We start from the raw sequence: 25,742 nt of genomic DNA, 5'->3' as shown, positions 1-25,742 counted from the left end.
CCCGTAGGGGGAGACATGACCACATTAGAGACCAACACCGCGCCCGTCGAGGCGAGCGGTGAGGGAACCCGCACGCCTGAAAAAGCGGTGCGCTGGGCCATCCCGCTGTCGCTGCTGGCCTGCGTGCTGCTGGCCTTTTTCGACAAAATCAGCATCGCGGCGCTCTTTTCCGACGGCCATTTCCAGCAGGCGATGGGCATCGATTTTGACACCACGCGCCTCGGCATTCTGATGAGCGCCTTCCTGCTGAGCTACGGCTTTTCGTCGGTATTTTTGAGCGGTTTAGGCGACAAAATCGCGCCGCTGCGCCTGCTCACCGGGATGATGGCGATCTGGTGCGTGCTGATGGTGGCGATGGGTTTTACCCATAACTACACGCTGATGATCGTCCTGCGCATCCTGCTTGGCGTGGCGGAAGGGCCGCTGTTCCCGCTGGCTTTCGCCATCGTGCGCCACAACTTCCCGCAGCATTTACAGGCGCGCGCCACCATGCTGTGGCTGCTGGGCACGCCGGTAGGGGCGGCGATTGGCTTCCCGCTCTCCCTCTGGCTGCTGAACACCTTCGGCTGGCAGAGCACCTTCTTTGTCATGGCAATGCTGACCGTGCCGGTGCTTATCTTTGTGCGCATCGGCCTGCGCGGGATCCGTCTGGAAGCAAAACCCGGCACCTCGCAGGCGTCCCGGGACGAGCGGCGCGCGGCGCGGCGCGAGCTGTTTGTCAGCCCGCACTTCTGGATCATCTGCATCTTTAACATCGCGTTCCTGACCTACCTGTGGGGCATCAATGGCTGGCTGCCTGGCTACTTAATCAAGGGCAAAGGCATTCATCTGGAGCACGCGGGCTGGCTGTCGTCGATGCCGTTCATCGCCATGCTGGCGGGAGAGGTGATTGGCGCGTGGCTCTCTGACCGGGTCGATAAGCGTGCGGCGGCCTGCTTTATCTCGATGGCGGGGGCGGCCGTCGGGCTGGCGGCGGTGATGCACCTTGATACCCCGCTTGCCATCATCGCGGCGATGAGCTTCAGCACCTTTATGTGGGGCACCGGCGCCCCCAACATTTTCGCCCTGCTGGCGAAGGCTACCCATCCCCGGGTGAGCGCCACGGCGGGGGGGATTTTCAACGGGCTGGGAAACTTTGCGGGCGCGCTGTCGCCGGCGGTGATGGGCGCGCTTATCGCCTTCACCCACAGCATGGATTCCGGGCTGATTTTTCTGGCGGTGATGGCGGCGGTGGGCTGCGTCCTGTTACTGCCGCTGCTGAGACGTTACTGAGGAGAGTGTCATGACTGATTCAACCGTAACCAATAAAACAGGCATCAAACCTGACCACCTGACGATGGAAGAGTGGGTCGAGTCGCGCATCGCGCGCTTCGAAGGCCGTAAATACGACTGGAACGCGCTGAAGTTCCAGGCCGATTTTGACCCGAAATACCGCCGGGCGCAGATGCGCTACATCGGCACCGGCGCAACCGGCGTGGCGAACGACACCAATACCGTGCAGGCGGACCATTTTACCTTCTCCACCATGGTGCTGCCGTCGAAGTGCGAAGGGCCGCTGCACCTGCACGATGACGTGGAGGAGGTGTTCTTCATGCTCAAAGGGCAGATCACGCTGATGATCCAGGACGGCGACAACTACACCGAAACCGTGCTGCGCGAGCGTGACCTGATCTCCGTCCCGCCGGGCGTCTATCGCGGGCTGTTTAACCACGGGGAAGAAGAGGCGCTGATGTGCGTCATGCTGGGAACCAACAAGCCGGAAATCCCGACCTACCCCTCCGATCATCCGCTCTCAAAAGTGAAGCGGAACTAAGGGGGCGACATGACGGGTTTTCGTGAACAGGGAAGCGGCATCCCGCTGATGCTGCTGCACGGGATCAGCTCTGGCGCTGCGTCCTGGCACAAGCAGATGGCGCTGAACGGTTTTCGCGTGCTGGCGTGGGACATGCCCGGTTACGGCGAAAGCCCGATGCTGGCGGTTGAGCGGGCGAACGCCGGAGATTACGCCGACGCGCTGGCGGCGATGCTCGACCGCGCAGGCGTCTGGCAGGCGGTACTGGTGGGCCATTCCCTGGGGGCGCTGGTGGCCAGCGCGTTTGCGGCGAAGTTCCCTGAACGCGTCATTCATCTGGTGCTGGCGGACGCCGCGCAGGGCTACGGTAATGCCGCGCCGGCGCAGCGGGAGCAGGTCTGGCGTAATCGCGAGCAGCAGATGGCGCTCGGCGGCGACATCCTCGCCCAGACCCGCGCCGCGACGCTGCTGCGTCCCGGTGCGCGCGCGGAAGATATCGCCACCGTTGCGGCGGGCATGCGCGGGCTGCGTTCCGAGGGCTACCTTGCCGCCGCGTGGATGCTGGCGCACGACGACGTTCACGGCTGGCTTAAGCGTTACGCCGGTCAATTTGAAGTCTGGTGCGGCGAGCAGGACGCGATAACGCAGCCCGAGCTGGTGCAGGGGCTGGCGCTGCGCTACGGCATGCCGTTTACCGCCATTCCGCAGGCCGGACACGCGAGCTATCTCGATAACGACGCGTTTTTTAACCAACAGCTTTTACGCATTAACGAAGAGGTGCGCGATGAATGCACACATTGACGGCCGCGTAGCGGTCGTTACCGGCGGTTCGTCCGGCATTGGCTTTGAAACGCTGCGCCTGCTGCTGGGCGAAGGGGCGAAAGTTGCCTTCTGCGGTCGCGATCTGGATCGGCTCGCCAGCGCCCATGCGACGCTGCAAAACGACTATCCCGACGGGGAGATTTTCTCTTACCGCTGCGACGTGCTGAATGCCGACGAGGTGCAGGCCTTCGCGGATGCGGTGCAGGCGCGCTTTGGCGCGGCGGATATGCTGATCAACAACGCCGGTCAGGGCTACGTGGCGCACTTCAGCGACACGCCGCGCGAGGCGTGGCTGCACGAAGCCGAACTTAAACTGTTTGGCGTCATTAACCCGGTACAGGCGTTTCAGCCGCTGCTGGAACGGTCCGATATCGCCTCCATCACCTGCGTGAACTCCCTGCTGGCGCTTCAGCCGGAAGAGCACATGATCGCCACGTCGGCAGCCCGCGCCGCGCTGCTGAACATGACGCTGACGCTCTCGAAAGAGCTGGTAGGCAAAGGCATTCGCGTCAATTCCATACTGCTCGGTATGGTCGAGTCCGGCCAGTGGCAGCGCCGCTTTGAAAGCCGGGCGGATAAAAGCCAGAGCTGGCCGGATTGGACGGCGGAGATCGCGCGCAAGCGCGGCATTCCGATGGCGCGCCTCGGCAAGCCGCAGGAGCCCGCGCAGGCGCTGCTGTTTCTCGCCTCGCCGCTTGCCTCGTTTACCACCGGCGCGGCGCTGGACGTTTCCGGCGGCTTTTGCCGTCATCTGTAAGGACGCATCATGAAAAAGGTCATGTTAATTGGTTACGGCGCGATGGCGCAGGCGGTGATCGAACGCCTGCCTGCCGGGGTGACGATCGGCTGGATCGTCGCGCGCGAGTCTCACCACGCGGCGATCGCGGAACGGTTTAGCGATACGGCGGTGGCGCTGGGCTCGCCGATGGACTGCACGGAAACGCCCGATCTGGTGCTGGAGTGCGCCAGCCAGCAGGCGGTGGCGCAGTACGGTGAAGCGATTCTGCGTCGCGGCTGGCATCTGGCGGTCATTTCTACCGGCGCGCTGGCGGACAGCGCGCTGGAGCAGCGCCTGCTCGCGGCGGGCGGAAAACTGACGCTGCTTTCCGGGGCGGTGGCGGGCATCGACGGGCTGGCGGCGGCGAAGGAGGGCGGGCTTGAGCGCGTCACCTATCAGTCGCGTAAAAGCCCGGCCAGCTGGCGCGGCAGCTATGCCGAGCAGCTTATCGACCTTAACGCAGTGTCAGAAGCGAAAGTCTTCTTCGAAGGGAGCGCCCGCGAGGCGGCGCGGCTGTTTCCGGCGAATGCCAACGTGGCGGCGACCGTGGCGCTCGGCGGCGTCGGGATGGATGAAACCCGCGTGCAGCTGATGGTTGACCCGGCAACGAAACGTAACACCCACACGCTGCACGTAGAAGGGCTGTTTGGCGAATTCCATCTGGAGCTGAGCGGGCTGCCGCTGGCGTCTAACCCTAAAACCTCCACCCTGGCGGCACTCAGCGCGGTGCGCGCCTGCCGCGAGCTGGCCCTGAGCTGAGGAGTGACGATGGACGATCTGAATATTTTTATCGGCGGCCAGTGGCGACGCGGCGGTGGCAACCCGATGCAGAGCCACTTCCCGGCTGACGGGTCGATCAATGCGACGCTGAACGCGGCAAACCTTGACGATCTGCACGACGCGATCGAGGCCGGCGAGCGCGCGTGGCGCGATCCCGCCTGGCGCAACAGCCTGCCGCACGTGCGGGCGAAGATCCTGCACAAGGTGGCGGATCTGATTGAGTCCCGCGCTGACGAGCTGGCGCAGATGCAGAGCCGGGATAACGGCAAGCCGCTGGCGGAGGCGCGCGGGCTGGTGATGAGCGCGGCGGGAACGGCCCGCTACTTCGCCGCCGCCTGCGAGCTGCTGGAAGGGGAGTTGCCCACGCCGCGCCAGCCGGATCTGCTGACGCTAAGCCGCTATGAGCCGCTCGGCGTGGTGGCGGCCATCACGCCGTGGAACTCGCCCATTGCCAGCGAGATGCAGAAGGTCGCCCCGGCCATCGCCGCCGGGAACGCGGTGATCCTCAAGCCTGCCGAAGCCACGCCGCTGATGGCGCTTGAGCTGGCGCGCATTTTTGAACAGGCCGGGCTGCCCGCCGGGCTGCTGAGCGTGCTGCCGGGCAAAGGCTCGGTGATTGGCGACGCGCTGGCGCGCCATCCCCGCGTGCGAAAAATTTCCTTTACCGGCGGCACCAATACGGGCCGCCATCTGGCGCACGTGGCCGCGGAAAAGCTGATCCCGGCGTCGCTGGAGCTGGGCGGTAAATCCCCGACCATCGTGCTGGAGGATGCCGACGTTGAGCAGGCCGCGCGCGGGATCTGCTACGGCATTTTCAGCTCAGCAGGGCAGGCGTGCATCGCCGGGTCCCGGCTGTTTATCCACGAAAGCCTGTACGCGCCGCTGATGGCGCGGCTGCTGGAATTAACTCGCGGGCTGCGCGTTGGGCACCCCTTCACCGACGGCGTTCACGTTGGGCCGCTGATCAATGAGAAACATCGCCAGAGCGTGCAGGAATACGTCGAGCTGGCGAAGCGCGAGGGGGGCCGGGTGCTGTGCGGCGGGGAGATCCCGGCAGATCCGGCGCTCGCAAACGGCAGCTTCTTCCAGCCGACCATTATTGAAGGGCTGTCGAACGGCGCCCGCGCCTGCCAGGAGGAAATTTTCGGCCCGGTGCTGGTGGCGATGCCGTTTGGCGATGAAGCGGCGTTGATCCGCGAGGCGAACGACTCGGTCTACGGCCTGGCGGCAGGGATCTGGACCCGCGACACCGGGCGGGCGCTGCGCCTGAGCGAGCAGCTGGAGGCCGGTACGGTGTGGATCAACACCTACAAAGTTTTTGCGATTTCGACCCCGTTCGGGGGCTTTAAAGAGAGCGGTCTGGGCCGCGAAAAGGGCATTCAGGGGCTGAAAGCCTGGATGCAGCAAAAGAGCATTTATCTGGCGACGGGTAACAGCGTCAACCACTGGTGCGACTGAGAAAGGGTGAGCAATGAGCGAAATGATAACCGTCGGCGACGCCATCGCCAGAACGCTGGAGCAGTATCAGGTAGAGGCCATCTACGGCGTCATCTCCATTCACAACCTGCCGATCGCGGATGCGGTAGGGCAGCGGGGCAAAATCCGCTTTGTGCCCGCGCGCGGCGAAGCAGGTTCCGTCACCATGGCCGACGCCCACGGGCGGTTTTCCGGTCTCGGCGTGGCGCTGACCAGCACCGGCGCGGGGGCGGGGAACGGGGTAGGCGCGCTGGTGGAGGCGATGAACGCCTGCACGCCGCTGCTGCATTTAACCGGACAGGTTGAAAAGGCCTGGCTGGACGCTGACACCGGGTTTATCCATGAAACCCGCGACCAGCTGACCTTCCTGAAGGCCAGTTCAAAACGGGCGTACCGCATCAGCAATGCCAGCCAGGCGATAGCCATCCTGCATAAAGCGATTCAGGAGGCGCAGGCCCCGCCGTGCGGACCGGTCTCCGTAGAAATCCCGATTGATATTCAGGGGGCTAAAATTCCTCTGTCTCTGGTGACCACACCGGTGAAACCGGCTCCGGGTGTGAGCGTAGATGCGAGCGCTGTCGATACGCTGTGGGCGCAGCTTAAGCAGGTTAAACAGCCGCTGCTGTGGCTGGGCGGCGGGGCGCTGGGAAGCGCTGACGCGGTGAAAAAACTGGCGGATGCGGGCGTAACGGTGATCTCCAGCACCCACGCGCGCGGCGTGCTGCCGGACGGCCATCGTGCCAGCCTGCGCGCGTTCCACAACTCGCCGTCGGTTGAGGCGCTGATTGCGCAATGTGATTTTACGCTGGTGGCCGGTTCTCGCCTGCGCAGCAACGAAACCCGCTCCTGGACGCTGGAGTTGCCGTCTCCGCGTGTGCAGATAGATATCGACCCGGCGGCGGCGAGCCGTAACTACCTGATGGATAATACGCTGATAGCCGACTGTTCAGCGCTGCTTGGCGCGCTGGCTGAAAAAGCGCAGGGCCGCGAGTGGGGCAACGCCCTGTGGGACGCGCAGGTGCAGCAGGCGGTGTTGCAGGCTGAACAGGGCCTGCGCGAGCAGTGCGGCGCCTATGCGAAGCTCAACGACGCCATAGAAAAAGCCCTGCCGAAGGACGGCCTGCTGGTGCGCGATATCACCGTGTCCGGCAGCCTGTGGGGCAGCCGCCTGTTCAGGGCTAACGGCCCGTTGATGAACATTCACTCTCTGGCCGGGGCGATTGGCATGGGGCTGCCGATGGCCATCGGTACCGCCATTGCCAATCCGCAGCGTAAAGTCGTGGGGCTGGTGGGCGACGGCGGCCTGAGCCTGAATTTAGGCGAGCTGGCGACGCTGGCGCAGGAGAAAGCCAACGTGACGCTGCTGATCATGAACGACGGGGGCTACGGCGTCATGCGCGGCATTCAGGATAAGTATTTCGGTGGGCGACAGTATTACAACGAATTGCACACGCCGGACTTTACCCTGCTGGCGCAGGCGATTGGCTTACAGGCCTGGCGCGTTGAGCGGGCCGAGGACTTTGATGCGGTCATGACGGAGGCGCTGGCTATGCCGGGGCCGTCGGTGGTGGAAGTGCGGATGGAGCAGATAGGCGCCCTGAAGTTTGCCGGGCCGCCGCAGAAAACGCTGTACTGATTTGGTCTTGTTGCCCGGCGGCGCAGCGCGCACCGGGCAGATGTGCCGTTATTTAATACCGTCAGCCGCCATGCGGTCGCGGATATGCTGCGCGCGTTCAACGGAGGCCGGGTGGTCGTCAAACATGGAGCTCTGACGGCCTTCTTCCAGCTTCGCCAATTTTTCGAAGCTGGTGGCTAAACCCGATGGATTGATGCCGCGTTTGCGCAACAGATCGTAAGAGTAGTCATCCGCTTCAGACTCCTGACGCTGGGAGAATTGCGAGTTCACCAGTTTCTCGCCCACGTCGCCAAGCTGGGATTGAGACAGGCTGCCGACAATACCGCCCGCAGAGGCTGCCGCGGCGCGCACGGCGTTGGTGCCCAGCGCAACCTGCATCCCTTTCTTCACGTGGCCCAGTGCTACGTGGCCCATTTCATGGCCGATCACCGCTTCCACTTCGTTGTCGGTCATCATGTCCATCAGGCCGCTGTAAACGCGGATACAGCCGTTGGCCATCGCGAAGGCGTTCACGTCTTTCGCCATGTACACCTTGTAGTTCACCGGCTGGCCATTAATGTTGTCGCCCAGCGCGGAAGCAATCTTGTTTAGACGCTGCGTGTAGGTGCTGTTTGCCGGGGCAAGCGTAGCTTTTCCATCCATATCCTTACAGGCCTCGTCGCTCAGCGCTTTGACCTGCGCATCGCTCAGAGAGTAGGCCTGAAAAGCTTCTGCGCCTGAGGTCATCAGGCCGTTAGAATCCATATTCTGACAGCCGCTTAGCAGGAGCGTTGTTCCCACAGCCAGCCCAATTGCACGCATTTTCATGATGTCGCTTCCGTACTCGTTAATCTGAATTAATTCTGAAAAATGCACCGTCAAGGAAGCCGGTGTCGGGCTAAGTATAAGGAATATCTACAGGGGCGGGCGAGCAGATTGCGCAACATGCGAGCATGATCCAGAGATTTCTTAAGCTGCAAAAGAATGGTCCATGTACATGCCCTGCGGCTTGGGTTACATTGTTGGCACTTTTTTCCGGCGTAGCCCAAAACGCGCTGTCGTCAAGGGCATGGCCTTTAACAGTCCGATCTGGAGTTAAAATGTCCTCACGTAAAGAGCTTGCTAATGCTATTCGTGCGCTGAGCATGGACGCAGTACAGAAAGCCAAATCCGGCCACCCGGGTGCCCCAATGGGCATGGCTGACATCGCCGAAGTCCTGTGGCGTGATTTCCTTAACCACAACCCACAGAATCCGGCATGGGCAGACCGCGACCGTTTCGTGCTGTCTAACGGCCATGGCTCTATGCTGATCTACAGCCTGCTGCACCTCACCGGCTACGATCTGCCAATCGAAGAGCTGAAAAACTTCCGTCAGCTGCACTCTAAAACTCCAGGTCACCCGGAAGTGGGCTACACCGCAGGCGTTGAAACCACCACCGGCCCGCTGGGTCAGGGCATTGCGAACGCAGTGGGTATGGCTATTGCTGAGAAGACCCTGGCGGCACAGTTCAACCGTCCTGGCCACGACATCGTTGACCACTTCACCTACGCGTTCCTGGGTGACGGCTGCATGATGGAAGGCATTTCTCACGAAGTGTGCTCCCTGGCAGGTACCCTGAAACTGGGTAAACTGGTTGCGTTCTACGACGACAACGGTATCTCCATCGACGGTCACGTTGAAGGCTGGTTCACTGACGACACTGCTGCACGTTTCGAAGCCTACGGCTGGCACGTTGTGCGTGGCGTTGATGGCCACGATGCTGACTCGATTAAACGTGCAGTAGAAGAAGCGCGCGCCGTGACCGACAAACCGTCCCTGCTGATGTGCAAAACCATCATCGGCTTCGGCTCTCCGAACAAAGCGGGCACCCATGACTCCCACGGCGCACCGCTGGGCGACGCGGAAATCGCACTGACCCGTGAAGCGCTTGGCTGGAAACACCCTGCCTTCGAAATCCCGTCTGAGATCTATGCTCAGTGGGATGCGAAAGAAGTGGGCCAGGCGAAAGAAGCGGCCTGGAACGAGAAGTTTGCGGCTTACGCAAAAGCCTTCCCGCAGGAAGCAGCCGAGTTCACCCGTCGTATGAAAGGCGACATGCCGTCTGACTTCGACGCGAAAGCGAACGAATTCATTGCGAAATTGCAGGCGAACCCGTCTAAAATCGCCAGCCGTAAAGCGTCTCAGAATGCGATCGAAGCGTTTGGTCCATGGCTTCCAGAATTCCTCGGCGGTTCCGCTGACCTGGCGCCATCTAACCTGACCCTGTGGTCTGGATCCAAGCCAATCAACGAAGATGCTGCCGGTAACTACATCCATTACGGTGTACGTGAATTCGGTATGACCGCTATCGCGAACGGTATCGCTCTGCACGGTGGTTTCCTGCCGTACACCTCTACCTTCCTGATGTTCGTGGAATATGCACGTAACGCCGTGCGTATGGCAGCGCTGATGAAACAGCGTCAGGTGATGGTCTATACCCACGACTCCATTGGTCTGGGCGAAGATGGTCCAACTCACCAGCCGGTAGAGCAGGTAGCTTCCCTGCGCGTGACCCCGAACATGAGCACATGGCGTCCATGTGACCAGGTTGAATCTGCGGTGGCGTGGAAATACGGCGTTGAACGTCAGGACGGCCCGACCGCGCTGATCCTCTCCCGTCAGAACCTGGCGCAGCAGGAGCGTTCCCCTGAGCAGCTGGCAAACATCGCCCGCGGTGGCTACGTGCTGAAAGATTGCGCAGGTCAGCCTGAGCTGATCTTCATCGCGACCGGTTCTGAAGTTGAACTGGCTGTAGCAGCATGGGAAAAACTCACTGCCGAAGGCGTGAAGGCGCGCGTGGTTTCTATGCCGTCTACCGATACGTTCGACAAGCAGGATGCCGCTTACCGTGAATCCGTACTGCCTAAAGCGGTTTCCGCTCGCGTGGCGGTGGAAGCGGGTATCGCTGACTACTGGTTCAAATACGTGGGCCTGAACGGCGCTATCGTCGGTATGACCACCTTCGGTGAGTCTGCTCCGGCAGAACAGCTGTTCGAAGAGTTCGGCTTCACCGTTGAGAACGTTGTCGCGAAGGCGAAAGAACTGCTGTAATTGCTGTTTTGCCCGGTGGCGCTTACGCTTACCGGGCCTACAAATGGCACAAAACGTAGGCCGGGTACGCGTAAGCATCACCCGGCTTTTTTGTAGGCATTATTCCACCAGAAATGTGACGCAAGTCATATAGCTCGCTTATTCATCTGGACAACCATTCCTTTTATTCCGCGATTCGCTTATTCTTGCTGAAGCGTTTCAGTCGATTAAATGTTCGACAATTAACCAATCAATCGCAGTTTGTGACAGCAAGGATTCCCCTTCGGGCGTCGCTGGATTACTCTTTCAGCCACCTCAAACTCAGGGATAGCTTTGCAGGAGATTTATGACCGTACGCGTAGCGATTAATGGCTTCGGTCGCATCGGGCGCAACGTGGTTCGTGCATTATATGAATCCGGGCGTCGTGCGGAAATCACCGTGGTGGCAATCAATGAACTGGCGGATGCTGCGGGCATGGCGCATTTATTGAAATATGACACCAGCCACGGCCGCTTTGCCTGGGACGTTCGCCAGGAAAGGGAACAGCTATTCGTCGGTGACGATGCGATCCGCGTGCTGCATGAGAACAGTATTGAAGGGCTGCCCTGGCGCGAACTGGGTGTGGATGTGGTTCTGGACTGTACCGGCGTGTACGGTAACCGCGAACATGGCGAAGCGCATCTGAAGGCCGGTGCGAAAAAAGTCCTGTTCTCCCATCCCGGCAGTCACGACCTCGACGCCACCGTCGTGTTTGGCGTCAACCAGCACGAGCTGCACGCTGAACACCGTATTGTCTCCAACGCCTCCTGCACCACCAACTGCATAATTCCGGTCATTAAACTGTTAGACGATGCGTACGGCATTGAATCCGGCACCGTGACCACGATTCACTCCGCCATGCACGATCAGCAGGTTATCGACGCCTATCATCCGGATTTACGACGCACTCGCGCGGCGAGCCAGTCCATTATTCCGGTGGATACGAAACTGGCTGCGGGGATCACCCGTATTTTCCCGCAGTTTAATGACCGTTTCGAAGCGATTGCCGTGCGTGTTCCGACGATAAACGTCACCGCAATCGATCTTAGCGTGACGGTAAAAAAACCGGTAAAAGCCTGTGAAGTCAACCTGTTGCTGCAAAAAGCGGCACAGGGAGCATTTCATGGTATAGTTGACTATACGGAATTACCGTTGGTCTCAGTAGATTTTAACCACGACCCGCACAGCGCCATCGTGGATGGCACGCAGACGCGAGTCAGTGGTGCGCACCTTATCAAGACGCTGGTCTGGTGTGATAACGAATGGGGCTTTGCTAACCGAATGCTCGACACCACGTTAGCCATGGCCGCAAAAGGTTTCAGGTAGAGCGCACCTTGCGCTTGCAAAACTTTAAGAATCAACGAGAGGATTCACCATGTCTGTAATTAAGATGACCGATCTGGATCTGGCAGGTAAACGCGTTTTCATCCGTGCCGATCTGAACGTACCGGTTAAAGATGGCAAAGTGACCAGCGACGCGCGTATCCGTGCATCTCTGCCAACCATTGAACTGGCTCTGAAGCAGGGCGCTAAAGTGATGGTCACCTCCCACCTGGGCCGTCCAACTGAAGGCGAGTACAACGAAGAGTTCTCTCTGCTGCCGGTTGTTAATTACCTGAAAGACAAACTGTCCAACCCGGTTCGCCTGGTAAAAGATTACCTGGACGGCGTAGACGTTGCCGAAGGTGAGCTGGTTGTTCTGGAAAACGTTCGCTTCAACAAAGGCGAAAAGAAAGACGACGAAACCCTGTCCAAAAAATACGCTGCACTGTGCGACGTGTTCGTGATGGATGCATTCGGTACGGCTCACCGTGCGCAGGCATCTACCCACGGTATCGGTAAATTTGCAGACGTTGCGTGTGCAGGTCCGCTGCTGGCTGACGAACTGGAAGCACTGGGTAAAGCACTGAAAGAACCTGCTCGTCCAATGGTTGCTATCGTTGGTGGTTCTAAAGTGTCTACCAAACTGACCGTACTGGACTCCCTGTCCAAAATCGCTGACCAGCTGATCGTTGGCGGTGGTATCGCGAACACCTTCGTTGCCGCTCAGGGCCACAACGTGGGTAAATCCCTGTACGAAGCAGACCTGGTTGACGAAGCCAAACGCCTGCTGGGCACCTGCGATATCCCGGTTCCAACTGACGTTCGCGTGGCAACCGAGTTCTCCGAAACCGCTACCGCGACCCTGAAATCTGTTAACGACATCAAAGATGAAGAGCAGATTCTGGATCTGGGCGACGTTTCTGCACAGAAACTGGCTGAAATCCTGAAAAACGCAAAAACTATCCTGTGGAACGGTCCAGTCGGCGTGTTCGAATTCCCGAACTTCCGCAAAGGGACTGAAATCGTTGCTAACGCTATCGCAGACAGCGAAGCGTTCTCTATCGCAGGCGGTGGTGACACCCTGGCAGCTATCGACCTGTTCGGTATCGCTGACAAGATCTCCTACATCTCCACTGGTGGCGGCGCATTCCTCGAATTCGTGGAAGGCAAAGTACTGCCAGCAGTAGCAATGCTCGAAGAGCGCGCTAAGAAGTAAGCCATTCAGGGGCAGGGAAACCTGCCCAATTTTCAGCGCGCTTATCAGAGCTCGCACCTTTTCTAACGGCCGAAGATACAGGACTAAGCAACATGTCTAAAATTTTTGATTTCGTAAAACCTGGCGTTATCACTGGTGATGACGTACAGAAAGTGTTCCAGGTAGCTAAAGAAAACAACTTCGCTCTGCCAGCAGTTAACTGCGTAGGTACCGACTCCATCAACGCCGTACTGGAAACTGCTGCAAAAGTTAAAGCACCGGTTATCGTTCAGTTCTCCAACGGCGGCGCTGCCTTCATCGCGGGTAAAGGCGTGAAAACTGACGTTCCTCAGGGTGCTGCTATCCTGGGCGCTATCTCTGGTGCGCACCACGTTCACCAGATGGCTGAGCACTACGGTGTTCCAGTTATCCTGCACACTGACCACTGCGCGAAGAAACTGCTGCCGTGGATCGACGGTCTGCTGGACGCAGGTGAAAAACACTTCGCGGCAACCGGTAAGCCACTGTTCTCTTCTCACATGATCGACCTGTCCGAAGAGTCTCTGGAAGAAAACATCGAGATCTGCTCTAAGTACCTGGCGCGTATGTCCAAAATGGGCATGACCCTGGAAATCGAACTGGGCTGCACCGGCGGTGAAGAAGACGGCGTGGACAACAGCCACATGGACGCTTCTGCCCTGTACACCCAGCCAGAAGACGTTGATTACGCTTACACCGAGCTGAGCAAAATCAGCCCGCGCTTCACCATCGCGGCGTCCTTCGGTAACGTGCACGGCGTTTATAAGCCAGGTAACGTGGTTCTGACCCCGACCATCCTGCGCGATTCTCAGGAATACGTTTCCAGGAAACACAACCTGCCGCACAACAGCCTGAACTTCGTCTTCCACGGCGGTTCCGGTTCTTCTGCTCAGGAAATCAAAGATTCCGTAAGCTACGGCGTAGTGAAAATGAACATCGATACTGACACCCAATGGGCAACCTGGGACGGTATCCTGCAATACTACAAAACCAACGAAGCTTACCTGCAAGGCCAGCTGGGCAACCCGAAAGGCGAAGACCAGCCGAACAAGAAATACTACGATCCACGCGTATGGCTGCGCGCTGCGCAGACGTCCATGGTGACGCGTCTGGAGCAGGCATTCAAAGAACTGAACGCGATCGACGTTCTGTAATTTGACCCGCTAACAGCATCAGAAGGCCCGCAAACGCGGGCCTTTTTTTATGTTTTTTCAATATCCTGCAATACCTGTTTTTGTGATCTGCTTGGCAATACCTGCGCTTTTTGTTTACCCTTTACTGACCTGCCTGTCCCCTCAAGGGATAGATTTTGTGTTTTGGTTTAGCAAAAGGAAGAATAAATGGAACAACTTGATGTTGTAGACAGCATCAATAACGCGGGTAACTGGCTGGTGCGTAACCAGGCGCTACTGCTGAGCTACGCCGTGAATATTGTTGCCGCTATTGCCATTATCATCGTCGGGATGATCGTGGCGCGTATCGTCTCGAACGCTGTCAACCGGGTGATGGTCTCTCGACACATTGACGCCACGGTCGCCGATTTCCTCTCCGCGCTGGTGCGCTACGGCATCATCGCCTTTACGCTGATTGCCGCGCTGGGGCGCGTAGGCGTGCAGACGGCATCCGTCATCGCCGTACTCGGTGCTGCCGGTCTGGCCATTGGTCTGGCATTGCAGGGTTCGCTTTCAAACCTGGCGGCGGGCGTACTGCTGGTGACCTTCCGTCCGTTCCGTTCCGGTGAATATGTAGATTTAGGCGGCATCGCCGGTACCGTGTTGCAGGTACAGATTTTCTCTACCACCCTGCGTACCGTCGACGGTCGTATTGTGGTGGTACCGAACGGGAAAATCATTGCGGGCAATATCATTAACTTTTCCCGCGAGCCGGTGCGTCGTAACGAGCTGATCATCAGCGTGGCGTACGATTCTGATATCGACCAGGTGAAATCGCTGATCGCTAACATCATTGATTCTGACGACCGCATTCTGAAGGACCGCGAGCAGACCGTTCGTCTGAACGAGCTGGGCGCGTCATCCATTAATTTTGTGGTACGCATCTGGAGCAAAAGCAGCGATCTGCAAAACGTTTACTGGGACGTGCTGGAGCGCATCAAGCGCGATTTCGATGCCAACGGCATCAGCTTCCCGTACCCGCAGATGGACGTAAACGTCAAAAAAGTTAAAGAAGCAGAATAACGTCACCGTAGGCCCGGTAAGCGCTAGCGCCACCGGGCTTTACTTTTATAAGCTCCGCTAATACCCAATTAATATTATCCATTTCCGCTAATGTAATTCACGCAGTATAGTCAGCCTCCAGAACAACACTGCGAGAAAGTCATCATGCTATCTTATTATTTTCAAGGGCTTGCCCTAGGTGCGGCCATGATCCTCCCCCTCGGCCCGCAAAATGCGTTCGTGATGAACCAGGGCATCCGCCGCCAGTACCACCTTATGATTGCACTGCTGTGCGCGGTGAGCGATCTGCTGCTGATTTGCGCCGGAATTTTTGGCGGCAGCGCGCTGCTGATGCAGTCGCCGTGGCTGCTGGCGCTGGTCACCTGGGGCGGCGTAGCGTTTCTGCTGTGGTACGGGTTGGGTGCCCTGAAAACGGCGATGAGCAGCAACATTGAGCTGGCAAGCGCCGAAATGATGAAGCAGGGCCGCTGGAAGATTATCGTCACCATGCTGGCGGTCACCTGGCTAAATCCGCATGTCTACCTCGACACCTTCGTAGTGCTGGGCAGCCTGGGCGGACAGCTGGACGTTGAGCCGAAACGCTGGTTTGCGCTCGGCACGGTCAGCGCCTCTTTCCTCTGGTTCTTCGGTCTTGCGATCCTGGCGGCGTGGCTGGCGCCAAGACTGCGTACCGCCAAAGCGCAGCGCATTATTAACACGCTGGTGGGGCTGGTGATGTGGTTTATTGCCTTCCAGCTGGCGAAAGAGGGCATTCATCATGTACAGGGATTGTTCAACTAAGCGTTTGTCTTATGGACATCTGAGCAGGAGCCGCTAAGCTTGCTGGCATGAGCCCTGTTGATAGGGCGCTCTTCGCAACATGGAGGAATGACAGTGAAGTTTAAGGTGATGGCCCTGGCGGCATTAGTAAGTTTAGGTTCGGTGTCGGTGCAGGCGAATGAACTGCCAAACGGCCCGCACATTGTCACTTCAGGCACCGCAAGCGTGGATGCGGTTCCGGATGTTGCAACCCTGGCAATTGAAGTGAACGTCGCGGCGAAGGATGCGGCTTCCGCCAAGAAACAGGCAGACGATCGTGTTGCGCAATACCTCTCTTTCCTGGAACAGAGCGGTATCGCGAAAAAAGATATCAGCTCTGCGAACCTGCGTACTCAACCGGATTACGACTATCAGAACGGTAAAAGCATCCTGAAAGGCTATCGCGCCGTGCGTACTGTGGAAGTGACGTTGCGCCAGCTCGATAAGCTCAACTCGCTGCTGGATGGTGCGCTGAAGGCAGGCCTGAACGAAATTCGTTCCGTCTCGCTGGGCGTTGCGCAACCGGAGAAATATAAAGACGAAGCGCGTAAAGCGGCAATTAATGATGCCATTCATCAGGCGGAACAGCTGGCATCTGGCTTCAAGACCAAGCTCGGCCCGGTTTACAGCGTGCGTTACCACGTCTCTAACTACCAGCCAAGCCCGATGGTGCGGATGATGAAGGCAGACGCCGCGCCGGTTTCTGCTCAGGAAACCTACGAGCAGCCAACCATTCAGTTCGACGATCAGGTTGATGTGGTGTTCCAGCTGGAACCCGTTGCAGCACAGCCGAAACCTGCACAATAATCAATAGGCCGGGTAAGGCGTAGCCGCCACCCGGCTTTTCATTTTAATCCTGTCTCAACACCTTATGTCCAAACGCCAGCAGCGCATCAGTCACGTTGCGCATCATGCGGCTTTCCGGCGCAAAACGGTGCCAGTAGAGCATCCGGCGCTGATACAGTCCCGGCGTCAGGTCAATCAGCTCACCGCTTTTCAACTCTTTCTCAATCTGTAAATGCGGGATCATGCAGCAGGTGGTGCCCTGACGCGCCAGCTGCACAAAGGCTTCGGACGAGTTAACGATATGACACGGCACGCTGCCCGGCGGCAGGTCGAAGTTTTGTTGCAGGAAGGCCTGATGCATATCATCCAGATGGTCGAACGCCACGGCAGGGGCTTTCAGCAGCGCGGCGCGAGTCACACCGTTTGGGAAGTAGCGCTCCGCGAAGGCTTTTGAACCGACAAACAGGTAGTCGAGCGCGCCCAGCTGATCCACCAGACAGCTTGGCAGGGCCTGAGGCTGGATACTGACCGCCCCAACCACTTCGCCACGGCGCAGGCGTTCCTGAGTGCGGGTCTCGTCTTCAACCTGAAGGTTCAGGCGGATTGGGGAGTCGGCCAGCACCGGCGCAAGGGCCGGCAGCAGCCACGTTGCCAGACTGTCGGCGTTCACTGCCAGTGACAGCAGCAGCGGCGTAGAGCCGGTCTGTTCATCGCCCAGCCACTCATCTTCCAGCAGTTCAACCTGGCGCAGCAGGGCGAGAAGCTTTTGCCCTTGCTCCGTGGGGCGCGGCGGCACGGTACGCACCAGCAGCGGCTGCCCGAACATGTTTTCAAGCTGTTTGATACGTTGTGATACGGCGGACTGGGTGATGCACAGCTTTTGCGCCGCGCGTTCAAAACCGCGTTCACGAATAACTGCATCAAGTGCCTGTAGTGTTCTGTAGTCCGGACGTTTCATTGCTCTGGCTGACTCCTTAATTTTGCTTAATCTGCACTATGACACAATTTTCCCTTCGTGGCAGACGAAATCCATTCGACGTGTTCTATAATGCGCCCTGAGTTTTCACACCACAGGCAAAACGATCATGACGCAGGATGAACTGAAAAAAGCAGTAGGATGGGCCGCTCTCCAGTACGTACAGCCAGGGACCATTGTCGGTGTTGGTACGGGGTCAACGGCGGCGCACTTTATCGATGCACTGGGCACGATGAAGGGGCAGATCGAGGGCGCGGTTTCCAGCTCCGATGCGTCCACGGAAAAGCTGAAAAGCCTCGGCATTACCGTTTTCGATCTCAACGAAGTGGATCGTCTGGGCATTTACGTTGATGGCGCGGATGAAATCAACGGCCATATGCAGATGATCAAAGGCGGCGGCGCGGCGCTGACGCGTGAAAAGATCATCGCCTCCGTGGCGGACAAGTTTATCTGCATCGCGGACGCCTCCAAGCAGGTCGACATTCTGGGGAATTTCCCGCTGCCGGTTGAAGTGATCCCGATGGCGCGCAGCGCCGTAGCGCGTCAGCTGGTTAAGCTGGGTGGTCGTCCGGAATACCGTCAGGGTGTGGTGACCGATAACGGCAACGTCATCCTCGACGTTCACGGTCTCGAAATCCTCGACGCGGTTGCGCTGGAAAATGCGATTAACGGCATTCCGGGCGTCGTGACCGTAGGGTTGTTTGCCAACCGCGGCGCGGACGTGGCGCTGATCGGTACGGCTGACGGCGTGAAAACCATCGTAAAATGATCTGACGGGGGGAGCGCTCCCCCCGCTAAAAAATTTTGAAGCGCTAAATTCGGTGACTTGTGTCACGTTTTTACCGCTCATTTGCCGATCCTTCCGCGTTCACAATCATCCGCAGTATTTTCCTCTGTCATTTTGCCCTGTATGACTTTTCTTCAGAGTGCCGACGCAAACGTTCATATTGCTGCAATAGTTTTTTTTGATATGTTGGCTGCACGGGATTTATATCCAGCACAACATCAGTTCAGATAAAAAACAGGGTCGGGTAAATGGCAAAGGTATCACTGGAGAAAGACAAGATTAAATTCCTGCTGGTCGAGGGCGTGCACCAGAAAGCGCTTGATAGCCTTCGTGCGGCAGGTTACACCAACATCGAATTTCACAAAGGCGCGCTGGACTCCGAAGAGCTGAAAGCGTCCATCCGTGATGCCCATTTTATAGGCCTGCGATCCCGTACCCAACTCACTGAAGACGTTATTGCTGCGGCGGAAAAGCTGGTGGCGATCGGTTGTTTCTGCATCGGCACCAACCAGGTTGATTTGAACGCTGCCGCTAAGCGCGGTATTCCGGTCTTTAACGCGCCGTTCTCGAACACCCGTTCCGTAGCGGAGCTGGTGATCGGCGAGCTGCTGCTGCTCCTTCGCGGCATTCCGGAAGCCAACGCCAAAGCGCACCGCGGCGTGTGGAACAAGCTGGCCGCGGGCTCCTTCGAAGCGCGTGGTAAAAAGCTGGGGATTATCGGTTACGGCCATATCGGTACGCAGCTCGGTATTCTGGCGGAATCCCTCGGTATGCACGTATTTTTCTACGATATCGAAAGCAAGCTGCCGCTGGGTAACGCGACGCAGGTGCAGCATCTTTCTGACCTGCTGAACATGAGCGACGTGGTCAGCCTGCACGTGCCGGAAAACGCCTCGACTAAAAACATGATGGGCGCGGAAGAGCTGGCGCTGATGAAGCCGGGCTCGCTGCTGATCAACGCCGCGCGCGGTACGGTGGTCGATATCCCTGCGCTGTGCGACGCGCTGAAGCGTAAGCATCTGGCGGGGGCGGCTATCGACGTATTCCCGACGGAGCCGGCCACCAACAGCGATCCGTTTACCTCTCCGCTGTGCGAGTTCGACAACGTGATCCTGACGCCGCACATCGGCGGCTCGACCCAGGAAGCGCAGGAGAACATCGGCCTCGAAGTGGCGGGTAAGCTGAGCAAATACTCCGACAACGGTTCCACGCTCTCTGCGGTGAACTTCCCGGAAGTCTCGCTGCCGCTGCACGGCGGTCGCCGTCTGCTGCACATCCACGAGAACCGTCCGGGCGTGCTGACTGCCATCAACCAGATCTTTGCCGAACAGGGCGTTAACATCGCCGCGCAGTACCTGCAAACTAACTCGCAGATGGGCTACGTGGTGATTGATATTGAAGCGGATGAAGACATCGCCGAGAAAGCGTTGCAGAGCATGAAGACCATTCCGGGGACGATTCGCGCGCGTCTGCTGTACTGATTGTGCGGTCTGTGGTGTCGGGTGGCGCTTACGCTTACCCGACCGACAATGTCCGAGGTTTTATGTAGGCCGGGTAAGGCGTAGCCGCCACCCGGCTTTATGCTACCAAAGCCACGTTTTGCTGGGCGTCACTACCGCCGGCAGCGGAATATCCCATTTCTCTACAGGCAACGCTTCTACCGCCTGGCAATCATGCGCATACCCTACCGGCTGCAACCCGTAGCGCTGCCAGTTTTGCAACGTTCTGTCGTAGAAACCCCCGCCCATGCCTAATCGCTGGCCCTGTTCATCAAACGCCACCAGCGGCGTAATCAGCACATCCAGCTCAGAAAGCGGCAGCACGTCGCGCACGTCGAGTTTAGGTTCGGTGATTTTCAGACGATTCACCACCAGCTCGCTGTGCGGATGGTAGTGCAGAAACAGCAGATTGCCCCGGCTGAACGGATGCAGTACCGGCAGGTACACTTTTTTCCCGGCGCGCCAGAGCTGGTCGATAAGCGGCTGGGTGTCCAGCTCGCCGTCAAACGAGAGAAACAGCGCGACGGTGTTTGCCATCACCACGGGCGGATAGGCCATCATACGGGCGGCGGCCTGCTGGGCAAAGTGTGCCTGTTGTTCGGCGCTTAAGGCGCGACGACGCTGGCGAATGAGCTGACGGATGTCCTGGCGTGAGGCAGAAACTTCAGGGAATTGAGTCATGGTAGTCGGTAGAAGAAGAGAGAGGGAATCTCCGAGATGCCGCCGCAGGCTGTAACCCTTGAACCCTTGGTTCAAGGTGAATGTGTCGTCATAGTTTTAAGGCTTCTCGGACGAACCGAGCATGCTCACCAACCATGGAGCGCCACATTCTTGTGGTATGAAATATCGGCTCAGGGGACTGGCCCGCTTGCAAACATCTCAGAGAAATTTTGTCTTCACAGTTACTCTACCATAGTCAACTGCGAAGTGTTATTCAAACTTTGGTCCCGGTCTTTCGGGATTGCGACCTTGATCAAGCAACGCCTGTTCTATGGTCTGCTGGAGCATTTTAATGCGCTGCTCCATGCTGGCCGCGTAATCGCGGGTCTTCGCTTTTTCCTGAGTCAGTTCATAGCTGATGTTCAACGCGGCGATGAAAACCAGCTGCTCAGTATTTGTGACTCTAGTGCGTTCTTTTAGATCTTGCAACCGCTGATTCAAATCGTCCGCAGCCTGATTCAGGGCATCCCTTTGTTCAGGTGGACAATTCACTCGCAGTGAACGGCCAAAAATCTGGAGATCGACGGGTTGTGCAGACATGCCACCTTCCTGCTGATTGACTGCGCTGCCTTCGCTTACTGCCCCGGGGGCTGCGAAGGGGCGACACTATAGCTACCCTGATGTGAAGATACAAGCCCTTTTCTGGTATCACCAGGGTCCAAAGTGGTAGCATATCATGAATATCCTCCCTTTGATGATGAATGCGTATGTCTATACAGAACGAAATGCCTGGTTACAAGGATTTAAACCAGTTACTGAACCAGCAGGGAGTCGGTTTAACCCCTGCCGAAATGCACGGTCTGATCAGCGGCATACTGTGCGGCGGAAACAGCGACAGCTCCTGGCAGCCGCTGATCCACGACCTCACCAACGAAGGGCTGGCGTTTGGCCACGAGCTGGCGGAAGCGCTGCGCAAAATGCATGCGGCAACCAGCGATTCCCTGGAAGACGATGGCTTTCTTTTTCAGCTTTATCTGCCTGAAGGCGATGATGTCAGCGTCTTCGATCGCGCCGACGCGCTCGCGGGCTGGGTAAATCACTATCTGCTCGGCCTCGGCGTCACTCAGCCTAAACTGGATAAAGTGACCGGCGAAGCGGGTGAAGCGATCGACGATCTGCGTAACATTGCGCAGCTTGGCTACGACGAAGACGAAGATCAGGAAGAGCTGGAGATGTCTCTCGAAGAGATCATCGAATACGTTCGCGTGGCGTCTCTGCTGTGTCACGACAACTTCACGCGTTCGCAGCCGACCGCGCCGGAAGTTCGCAAGCCAACCTTACATTAAGAAAAATAACGCACAGGAGGGTGTCATGGTTATCTCGAATCAAGAGTATTCTCGCCGTCGTCAGGCGCTGCTGGCAAAAATGCAGCCGGGAAGCGCTGCCCTGATTTTTGCCGCGCCGGAAGTGACGCGCAGCGCTGACAGCGAATACCCCTATCGACAGAGCAGCGATTTCTGGTACTTCACCGGCTTCAACGAGCCGGAAGCGGTGCTGGTGCTGATTAAAAGCGATGACACCCACAACCACAGCGTGATCTTCAACCGCGTGCGCGATTTAACCGCGGAAACTTGGTTTGGCCGCCGCCTGGGGCAAGAGGCAGCGCCGGAAAAGCTGGGCGTAGACCGCGCGCTGGCCTTCAGCGAAATCAACCAGCAGCTTTACCAGCTGCTTAACGGTCTCGACGTGCTCTACCACGCGCAGGGCGAATACGCCTATGCGGATGAGATTGTGTTTACCGCGCTGGACAAGCTGCGCAAAGGCTCCAGGCAGAACCTCTCCGCGCCCGCCACGCTAACGGACTGGCGTCCGGTGGTGCACGAGATGCGTCTGTTCAAGTCAGAAGAAGAACTCAACGTGATGCGCCGCGCGGGCGAAATCAGCGCCCTGGCGCATACTCGCGCCATGGAAAAGTGCCGTCCCGGTATGTTCGAGTACCAGCTGGAAGGCGAAATTCACCATGAATTTAATCGCCACGGCGCGCGCTTCCCGTCCTACAACACCATCGTTGGCGGCGGGGAAAACGGCTGCATTCTGCACTACACCGAAAACGAAAGTGAGCTGCGCGATGGCGATCTGGTGCTGATTGACGCCGGCTGTGAATATCAGGGATATGCGGGCGACATCACGCGCACCTTCCCGGTGAACGGCAAATTCACGCCCGCGCAGCGTGAAATCTATGACATCGTGCTGGAGTCGCTTGAAACCGCGCTGACGCTGTTCCGTCCGGGCACCTCTATCCAGGACGTGACGGGCGAGGTGGTGCGCATCATGATCAGCGGGCTGGTTAAGCTTGGTATTCTGAAAGGCGAAGTGGACACCCTTATCGCTGAAAATGCCCATCGCCCGTACTTTATGCACGGTCTGAGTCACTGGCTGGGGCTCGACGTACATGACGTGGGCGCATACGGTACGGATCGTTCGCGCGTGCTGGAGCCTGGCATGGTGCTGACCGTTGAGCCGGGGCTGTACATCGCGCCGGATGCGGACGTGCCGGACCAGTACCGCGGAATCGGCATTCGTATTGAAGACGACATCGTCATCACCGAAACCGGCAACGAAAACCTCACCGCGACCGTGGTGAAAAACGCCGACGATATCGAGGCGCTGATGGCGGCGGCACGCGTATGAGCGTGATCATCGTTGGCGGAGGCATGACCGGCGCTACCCTGGCGCTGGCCATTTCGCAGTTAACCAAAGGTCAGCTTCCGGTGCATCTTGTTGAGGCGGTTGCGCCGCAGGCGGCCGATCATCCCGGCTTCGACGCCCGCGCCATCGCGCTGGCCCAGGGAACCTGCCAGCAGCTTGCGCGCATTGGCATCTGGCAGGCGATAGCGGACTGCGCGACGGCCATCGGCACCGTTCATGTCAGCGATCGCGGCCACGCCGGGTTTGTGACGCTGGATGCCCACGATTACCGAATTGAGGCGCTGGGGCAGGTCGTCGAGCTGCATGACGTAGGGCTGCGGCTGTTCCGTCTGTTACAGGATGCCCCTGGCGTCACGCTGCACTGTCCGGCGCGCGTCGCCAGCTTTAGCCGCAGCGACGAGGCCGTCAGCGTGACGCTGGACAATGGCACCACGCTGGAGGGTCAGTTGCTGGTGGCGGCGGATGGTTCACGCTCGTCGATCGCCACGCAGTGCGGCGTAGAGTGGCACACTCAACCCTATGGTCAGGTGGCGGTTATCGCTAACGTTTCCACGGCAGGCGCGCATAACGGCAGGGCATTTGAGCGCTTCACCGAGCACGGCCCGCTGGCCATGCTGCCGATGACGAAAGGGCGCTGCTCGCTGGTGTGGTGCCATGCGCAGGATCGCGCCGACGAGGTGCTCTCCTGGTCCGATGAACGTTTTTGTTCCGAGCTGCAAAAGGCCTTCGGCTGGCGGCTTGGACGTATCACCCACGCCGGTAAGCGCGTGGCCTATCCGCTCTCGCTGACGACCGCATCGCAGACGGTTTCCCACCGCGTCGCGCTGGTCGGTAACGCCGCGCAGACGCTGCACCCCATCGCCGGGCAAGGCTTCAACCTTGGCCTGCGCGACGTGATGAGTCTGGCCGAGCTCCTGGCCCGGACGTGGAGCGAACAACAGGATTGTGGCGCATACTCAGTGCTGAGCCATTACCAGAAACGACGTCAGGCGGACAAGGCGGCGACCATTGGCGTTACCGACGGTTTAGTCCACCTGTTTGCCAATCGCTGGGCGCCGCTGGTTGCGGGTCGCAACCTCGGGCTGATGGCGATGGAACTGTTCATTCCGGCACGTGACGTGCTGGCGCAGCGGACCCTGGGTTGGGTCGCGCGTTAAGGAGTAATCACCGTGCAAAATGTTGATGTCGCCATTGTCGGCGGCGGAATGGTAGGACTGGCGCTGGCCTGTGGTTTACAGGGCAGCGGCCTGCGCGTGGCCGTGCTTGAGCAAAACGCGCCGCAGCCCGTGGCGCAGGATGCCCCGCCGGAGCTGCGCGTCTCAGCTATCAACGCAGCCAGCGAAAAATTACTGACGCACCTCGGCGTCTGGTCAGAGATCGTGGCGCAGCGCGCAAGCTGCTACCACGGAATGGAGGTGTGGGATAAAGACAGCTTTGGCCATATCGCCTTTGACGATGAAAGCATGGGCTACAGCCACCTTGGACACATCGTTGAAAACGCGGTGATCCATTACGCGCTGTGGCAGAAAGCACAGCAGTGCAGCGACGTCACCCTCATCGCGCCGGCGAAACTTCAGCAGGTGGCATGGGGCGAGAACGACGCGTTTATCACCCTTGAAAGCGGCGACATGCTGACCGCGCGTCTGGTGGTGGGTGCCGACGGCGCGAATTCCTGGCTGCGTAACAAAGCGGATATTCCGCTGACCTTCTGGGATTACCGTCATCACGCCCTGGTTGCCACAATCCGCACCGAAGAGCCGCACGGCGGCGTCGCACGCCAGATTTTCCACAACGACGGCATTCTGGCCTTCCTGCCGCTTGCCGATCCGCATCTGTGCTCCATCGTCTGGTCCTTAGAGCCGGAGAAAGCGCAGCAGATGCAGGAGGCGACGCCGGACGCCTTCAGTCAGGCGCTGTGCGTGGCGTTTGATAACCGTCTGGGCCTGTGCACGCTTGAAAGCGAGCGCCGGGCGTTTCCGTTAACGGGCCGCTACGCGCGGCAGTTCGCGGCGCACCGTCTGGCGCTGGTGGGGGATGCGGCGCATACCATTCATCCGCTGGCCGGGCAGGGGGTTAACCTCGGCTTTATGGATGCGGCTGAGCTGGTTGAAGAGCTGCGTCGTCTGCATCGTGAAGGCAAAGACATTGGTCAGCATCTCTATCTGCGTCGCTACGAGCGCAGCCGCAAACACAGCGCGGCGATGATGCTGGCGGGCATGCAGGGCTTCCGCGAGCTGTTTGCCGGGACGAACCCGGCGAAAAAGCTGCTGCGCGATATCGGTCTCAAGCTTGCCGATACCCTTCCCGGCGTGAAGCCTCAGCTTCTCCGTCAGGCAATGGGCCTCAACGATCTTCCCGACTGGTTACGTTAATCTCGATCCCCGTCACACTTTATTTTCCC

General features: G+C 58.7%; 24 protein-coding genes and 1 other RNA gene. 20 read left to right on the top strand and 5 right to left on the bottom strand.

The window, feature by feature from the left end:
- The first annotated feature begins 15 nt into the window (after positions 1-15).
- Genes A3466_RS19710 through A3466_RS19680 form a run of 7 tightly spaced genes read left to right on the top strand, consistent with a single transcriptional unit; the run spans position 16 to position 7,284 of the window.
- Positions 16-1,272: an MFS transporter gene (locus tag A3466_RS19710; RefSeq protein WP_063452015.1), complete on the top strand. Its 1,257-nt coding sequence runs from the start codon at positions 16-18 to the stop codon at positions 1,270-1,272.
- Between the two features lie 10 nt (positions 1,273-1,282).
- Positions 1,283-1,813, top strand: a complete 531-nt coding sequence (locus A3466_RS19705) for a cupin domain-containing protein (RefSeq protein WP_063452014.1) — start codon at positions 1,283-1,285, stop codon at positions 1,811-1,813.
- Positions 1,814-1,822: 9 nt separating this feature from the next.
- Positions 1,823-2,593, top strand: coding sequence for an alpha/beta fold hydrolase (locus A3466_RS19700; protein ID WP_063452013.1), 771 nt, complete (start codon positions 1,823-1,825; stop codon positions 2,591-2,593).
- Complete coding sequence (locus tag A3466_RS19695; RefSeq protein WP_063452012.1) at positions 2,577-3,371, top strand: SDR family oxidoreductase; 795 nt, start codon at positions 2,577-2,579, stop codon at positions 3,369-3,371. The genes A3466_RS19700 and A3466_RS19695 overlap by 17 nt, the downstream gene beginning before the upstream one ends.
- Before the next feature lie 9 nt (positions 3,372-3,380).
- Positions 3,381-4,151, top strand: a complete 771-nt coding sequence (locus A3466_RS19690; protein ID WP_063452011.1) for an aspartate dehydrogenase — start codon at positions 3,381-3,383, stop codon at positions 4,149-4,151.
- A 9-nt stretch (positions 4,152-4,160) separates the two neighbouring features.
- On the top strand, positions 4,161-5,630 hold the full coding sequence (locus tag A3466_RS19685; RefSeq protein WP_063452010.1) for an aldehyde dehydrogenase: 1,470 nt from the start codon (positions 4,161-4,163) through the stop codon (positions 5,628-5,630).
- 13 nt (positions 5,631-5,643) lie between these two features.
- Positions 5,644-7,284 carry a thiamine pyrophosphate-binding protein gene (locus tag A3466_RS19680; RefSeq protein ID WP_063452009.1) on the top strand — a complete coding sequence of 547 codons (1,641 nt, stop codon included), beginning with the start codon at positions 5,644-5,646 and terminating at the stop codon, positions 7,282-7,284.
- A gap of 48 nt (positions 7,285-7,332) precedes the next feature.
- Here the strand turns inward: A3466_RS19680 and A3466_RS19675 are convergent, their stop codons facing one another.
- Positions 7,333-8,091, bottom strand: a complete 759-nt coding sequence (locus tag A3466_RS19675; protein WP_003860073.1) for a M48 family metallopeptidase — start codon at positions 8,089-8,091, stop codon at positions 7,333-7,335.
- Between the two features lie 272 nt (positions 8,092-8,363).
- Here A3466_RS19675 and tkt point away from each other — a divergent pair, with 272 nt between their 5' ends.
- The 7 genes from tkt (at position 8,364) to A3466_RS19640 (ending at position 16,731) form a co-directional block, all read left to right on the top strand.
- Positions 8,364-10,355, top strand: coding sequence for a transketolase (tkt, locus tag A3466_RS19670; RefSeq protein WP_063452008.1), 1,992 nt, complete (start codon positions 8,364-8,366; stop codon positions 10,353-10,355).
- 325 nt (positions 10,356-10,680) lie between these two features.
- On the top strand, positions 10,681-11,700 hold the full coding sequence (epd, locus tag A3466_RS19665) for an erythrose-4-phosphate dehydrogenase (protein ID WP_063452007.1): 1,020 nt from the start codon (positions 10,681-10,683) through the stop codon (positions 11,698-11,700).
- A 49-nt stretch (positions 11,701-11,749) separates the two neighbouring features.
- Positions 11,750-12,913, top strand: a complete 1,164-nt coding sequence (gene pgk, locus A3466_RS19660; protein WP_028014337.1) for a phosphoglycerate kinase — start codon at positions 11,750-11,752, stop codon at positions 12,911-12,913.
- A 92-nt stretch (positions 12,914-13,005) separates the two neighbouring features.
- Complete coding sequence (gene fbaA, locus A3466_RS19655; RefSeq protein WP_063452006.1) at positions 13,006-14,085, top strand: class II fructose-bisphosphate aldolase; 1,080 nt, start codon at positions 13,006-13,008, stop codon at positions 14,083-14,085.
- A gap of 186 nt (positions 14,086-14,271) precedes the next feature.
- Positions 14,272-15,126 (top strand): small-conductance mechanosensitive channel MscS, encoded by an 855-nt coding sequence (mscS, locus tag A3466_RS19650; protein ID WP_063452005.1) that lies wholly within the window; start codon positions 14,272-14,274, stop codon positions 15,124-15,126.
- Positions 15,127-15,270: 144 nt separating this feature from the next.
- Positions 15,271-15,906 carry an arginine exporter ArgO gene (gene argO / locus A3466_RS19645; protein WP_063452004.1) on the top strand — a complete coding sequence of 212 codons (636 nt, stop codon included), beginning with the start codon at positions 15,271-15,273 and terminating at the stop codon, positions 15,904-15,906.
- A gap of 93 nt (positions 15,907-15,999) precedes the next feature.
- Positions 16,000-16,731 carry an oxidative stress defense protein gene (locus A3466_RS19640; RefSeq protein ID WP_063452003.1) on the top strand — a complete coding sequence of 244 codons (732 nt, stop codon included), beginning with the start codon at positions 16,000-16,002 and terminating at the stop codon, positions 16,729-16,731.
- Positions 16,732-16,774: 43 nt separating this feature from the next.
- Here the strand turns inward: A3466_RS19640 and argP are convergent, their stop codons facing one another.
- Positions 16,775-17,668, bottom strand: coding sequence for a DNA-binding transcriptional regulator ArgP (argP, locus tag A3466_RS19635; RefSeq protein ID WP_003860089.1), 894 nt, complete (start codon positions 17,666-17,668; stop codon positions 16,775-16,777).
- A gap of 127 nt (positions 17,669-17,795) precedes the next feature.
- On the opposite strand from argP, the gene rpiA reads away from it, so the two are divergent.
- On the top strand, positions 17,796-18,455 hold the full coding sequence (gene rpiA, locus A3466_RS19630; RefSeq protein WP_047355196.1) for a ribose-5-phosphate isomerase RpiA: 660 nt from the start codon (positions 17,796-17,798) through the stop codon (positions 18,453-18,455).
- A gap of 266 nt (positions 18,456-18,721) precedes the next feature.
- The gene (gene serA / locus A3466_RS19625; protein ID WP_063452002.1) at positions 18,722-19,954 is read left to right on the top strand and encodes a phosphoglycerate dehydrogenase; all 1,233 of its coding nucleotides are present in this window, start codon (positions 18,722-18,724) and stop codon (positions 19,952-19,954) included.
- A gap of 102 nt (positions 19,955-20,056) precedes the next feature.
- Here serA and A3466_RS19620 read toward each other — a convergent pair whose 3' ends face one another.
- The 3 genes from A3466_RS19620 to zapA form a co-directional block, all read right to left on the bottom strand.
- Positions 20,057-20,653 carry a 5-formyltetrahydrofolate cyclo-ligase gene (locus A3466_RS19620; protein WP_063452001.1) on the bottom strand — a complete coding sequence of 199 codons (597 nt, stop codon included), beginning with the start codon at positions 20,651-20,653 and terminating at the stop codon, positions 20,057-20,059.
- A 24-nt stretch (positions 20,654-20,677) separates the two neighbouring features.
- Positions 20,678-20,861: non-coding RNA, 6S RNA (gene ssrS / locus A3466_RS19615), on the bottom strand.
- Between the two features lie 41 nt (positions 20,862-20,902).
- The gene (gene zapA / locus A3466_RS19610) at positions 20,903-21,232 is read right to left on the bottom strand and encodes a cell division protein ZapA (RefSeq protein WP_006811891.1); all 330 of its coding nucleotides are present in this window, start codon (positions 21,230-21,232) and stop codon (positions 20,903-20,905) included.
- 167 nt (positions 21,233-21,399) lie between these two features.
- On the opposite strand from zapA, the gene A3466_RS19605 reads away from it, so the two are divergent.
- The 4 genes from A3466_RS19605 to ubiI are packed head-to-tail and all read left to right on the top strand — an operon-like array spanning position 21,400 to position 25,713.
- Positions 21,400-21,978, top strand: coding sequence for a YecA family protein (locus A3466_RS19605; protein WP_003860099.1), 579 nt, complete (start codon positions 21,400-21,402; stop codon positions 21,976-21,978).
- 31 nt (positions 21,979-22,009) lie between these two features.
- The gene (gene pepP, locus A3466_RS19600) at positions 22,010-23,323 is read left to right on the top strand and encodes a Xaa-Pro aminopeptidase (protein WP_120286604.1); all 1,314 of its coding nucleotides are present in this window, start codon (positions 22,010-22,012) and stop codon (positions 23,321-23,323) included.
- On the top strand, positions 23,320-24,498 hold the full coding sequence (ubiH, locus tag A3466_RS19595; protein WP_063451999.1) for a 2-octaprenyl-6-methoxyphenyl hydroxylase: 1,179 nt from the start codon (positions 23,320-23,322) through the stop codon (positions 24,496-24,498). The genes pepP and ubiH overlap by 4 nt, the downstream gene beginning before the upstream one ends.
- Positions 24,499-24,510: 12 nt before the next feature.
- Entirely contained in the window at positions 24,511-25,713 is a 1,203-nt protein-coding gene (ubiI, locus tag A3466_RS19590) for an FAD-dependent 2-octaprenylphenol hydroxylase (protein WP_063451998.1), read from the top strand.
- Positions 25,714-25,742 lie beyond the last annotated feature (29 nt).

The organism is Enterobacter genomosp. S (assembly GCF_001631805.1).
In the GTDB taxonomy this organism is placed as follows: domain Bacteria; phylum Pseudomonadota; class Gammaproteobacteria; order Enterobacterales; family Enterobacteriaceae; genus Enterobacter; species Enterobacter quasihormaechei.
This window is presented reverse-complemented; position numbering and strand designations above follow the sequence as displayed.

What these genes read in the sequence shown, in the direction of transcription:
- A3466_RS19710 (WP_063452015.1), top strand. Translation starts at nt 16, where the DNA reads ATGACCACATTAGAGACCAACACCGCGCCCGTCGAGGCGAGCGGTGAG.
- A3466_RS19705 (WP_063452014.1), top strand. Translation starts at nt 1,283, where the DNA reads ATGACTGATTCAACCGTAACCAATAAAACAGGCATCAAACCTGACCAC.
- A3466_RS19700 (WP_063452013.1), top strand. Translation starts at nt 1,823, where the DNA reads ATGACGGGTTTTCGTGAACAGGGAAGCGGCATCCCGCTGATGCTGCTG.
- A3466_RS19695 (WP_063452012.1), top strand. Translation starts at nt 2,577, where the DNA reads ATGAATGCACACATTGACGGCCGCGTAGCGGTCGTTACCGGCGGTTCG.
- A3466_RS19690 (WP_063452011.1), top strand. Translation starts at nt 3,381, where the DNA reads ATGAAAAAGGTCATGTTAATTGGTTACGGCGCGATGGCGCAGGCGGTG.
- A3466_RS19685 (WP_063452010.1), top strand. Translation starts at nt 4,161, where the DNA reads ATGGACGATCTGAATATTTTTATCGGCGGCCAGTGGCGACGCGGCGGT.
- A3466_RS19680 (WP_063452009.1), top strand. Translation starts at nt 5,644, where the DNA reads ATGAGCGAAATGATAACCGTCGGCGACGCCATCGCCAGAACGCTGGAG.
- A3466_RS19675 (WP_003860073.1), bottom strand. Translation starts at nt 8,091, where the DNA reads ATGAAAATGCGTGCAATTGGGCTGGCTGTGGGAACAACGCTCCTGCTA.
- tkt (WP_063452008.1), top strand. Translation starts at nt 8,364, where the DNA reads ATGTCCTCACGTAAAGAGCTTGCTAATGCTATTCGTGCGCTGAGCATG.
- epd (WP_063452007.1), top strand. Translation starts at nt 10,681, where the DNA reads ATGACCGTACGCGTAGCGATTAATGGCTTCGGTCGCATCGGGCGCAAC.
- pgk (WP_028014337.1), top strand. Translation starts at nt 11,750, where the DNA reads ATGTCTGTAATTAAGATGACCGATCTGGATCTGGCAGGTAAACGCGTT.
- fbaA (WP_063452006.1), top strand. Translation starts at nt 13,006, where the DNA reads ATGTCTAAAATTTTTGATTTCGTAAAACCTGGCGTTATCACTGGTGAT.
- mscS (WP_063452005.1), top strand. Translation starts at nt 14,272, where the DNA reads ATGGAACAACTTGATGTTGTAGACAGCATCAATAACGCGGGTAACTGG.
- argO (WP_063452004.1), top strand. Translation starts at nt 15,271, where the DNA reads ATGCTATCTTATTATTTTCAAGGGCTTGCCCTAGGTGCGGCCATGATC.
- argP (WP_003860089.1), bottom strand. Translation starts at nt 17,668, where the DNA reads ATGAAACGTCCGGACTACAGAACACTACAGGCACTTGATGCAGTTATT.
- rpiA (WP_047355196.1), top strand. Translation starts at nt 17,796, where the DNA reads ATGACGCAGGATGAACTGAAAAAAGCAGTAGGATGGGCCGCTCTCCAG.
- serA (WP_063452002.1), top strand. Translation starts at nt 18,722, where the DNA reads ATGGCAAAGGTATCACTGGAGAAAGACAAGATTAAATTCCTGCTGGTC.
- A3466_RS19620 (WP_063452001.1), bottom strand. Translation starts at nt 20,653, where the DNA reads ATGACTCAATTCCCTGAAGTTTCTGCCTCACGCCAGGACATCCGTCAG.
- zapA (WP_006811891.1), bottom strand. Translation starts at nt 21,232, where the DNA reads ATGTCTGCACAACCCGTCGATCTCCAGATTTTTGGCCGTTCACTGCGA.
- A3466_RS19605 (WP_003860099.1), top strand. Translation starts at nt 21,400, where the DNA reads ATGTCTATACAGAACGAAATGCCTGGTTACAAGGATTTAAACCAGTTA.
- ubiH (WP_063451999.1), top strand. Translation starts at nt 23,320, where the DNA reads ATGAGCGTGATCATCGTTGGCGGAGGCATGACCGGCGCTACCCTGGCG.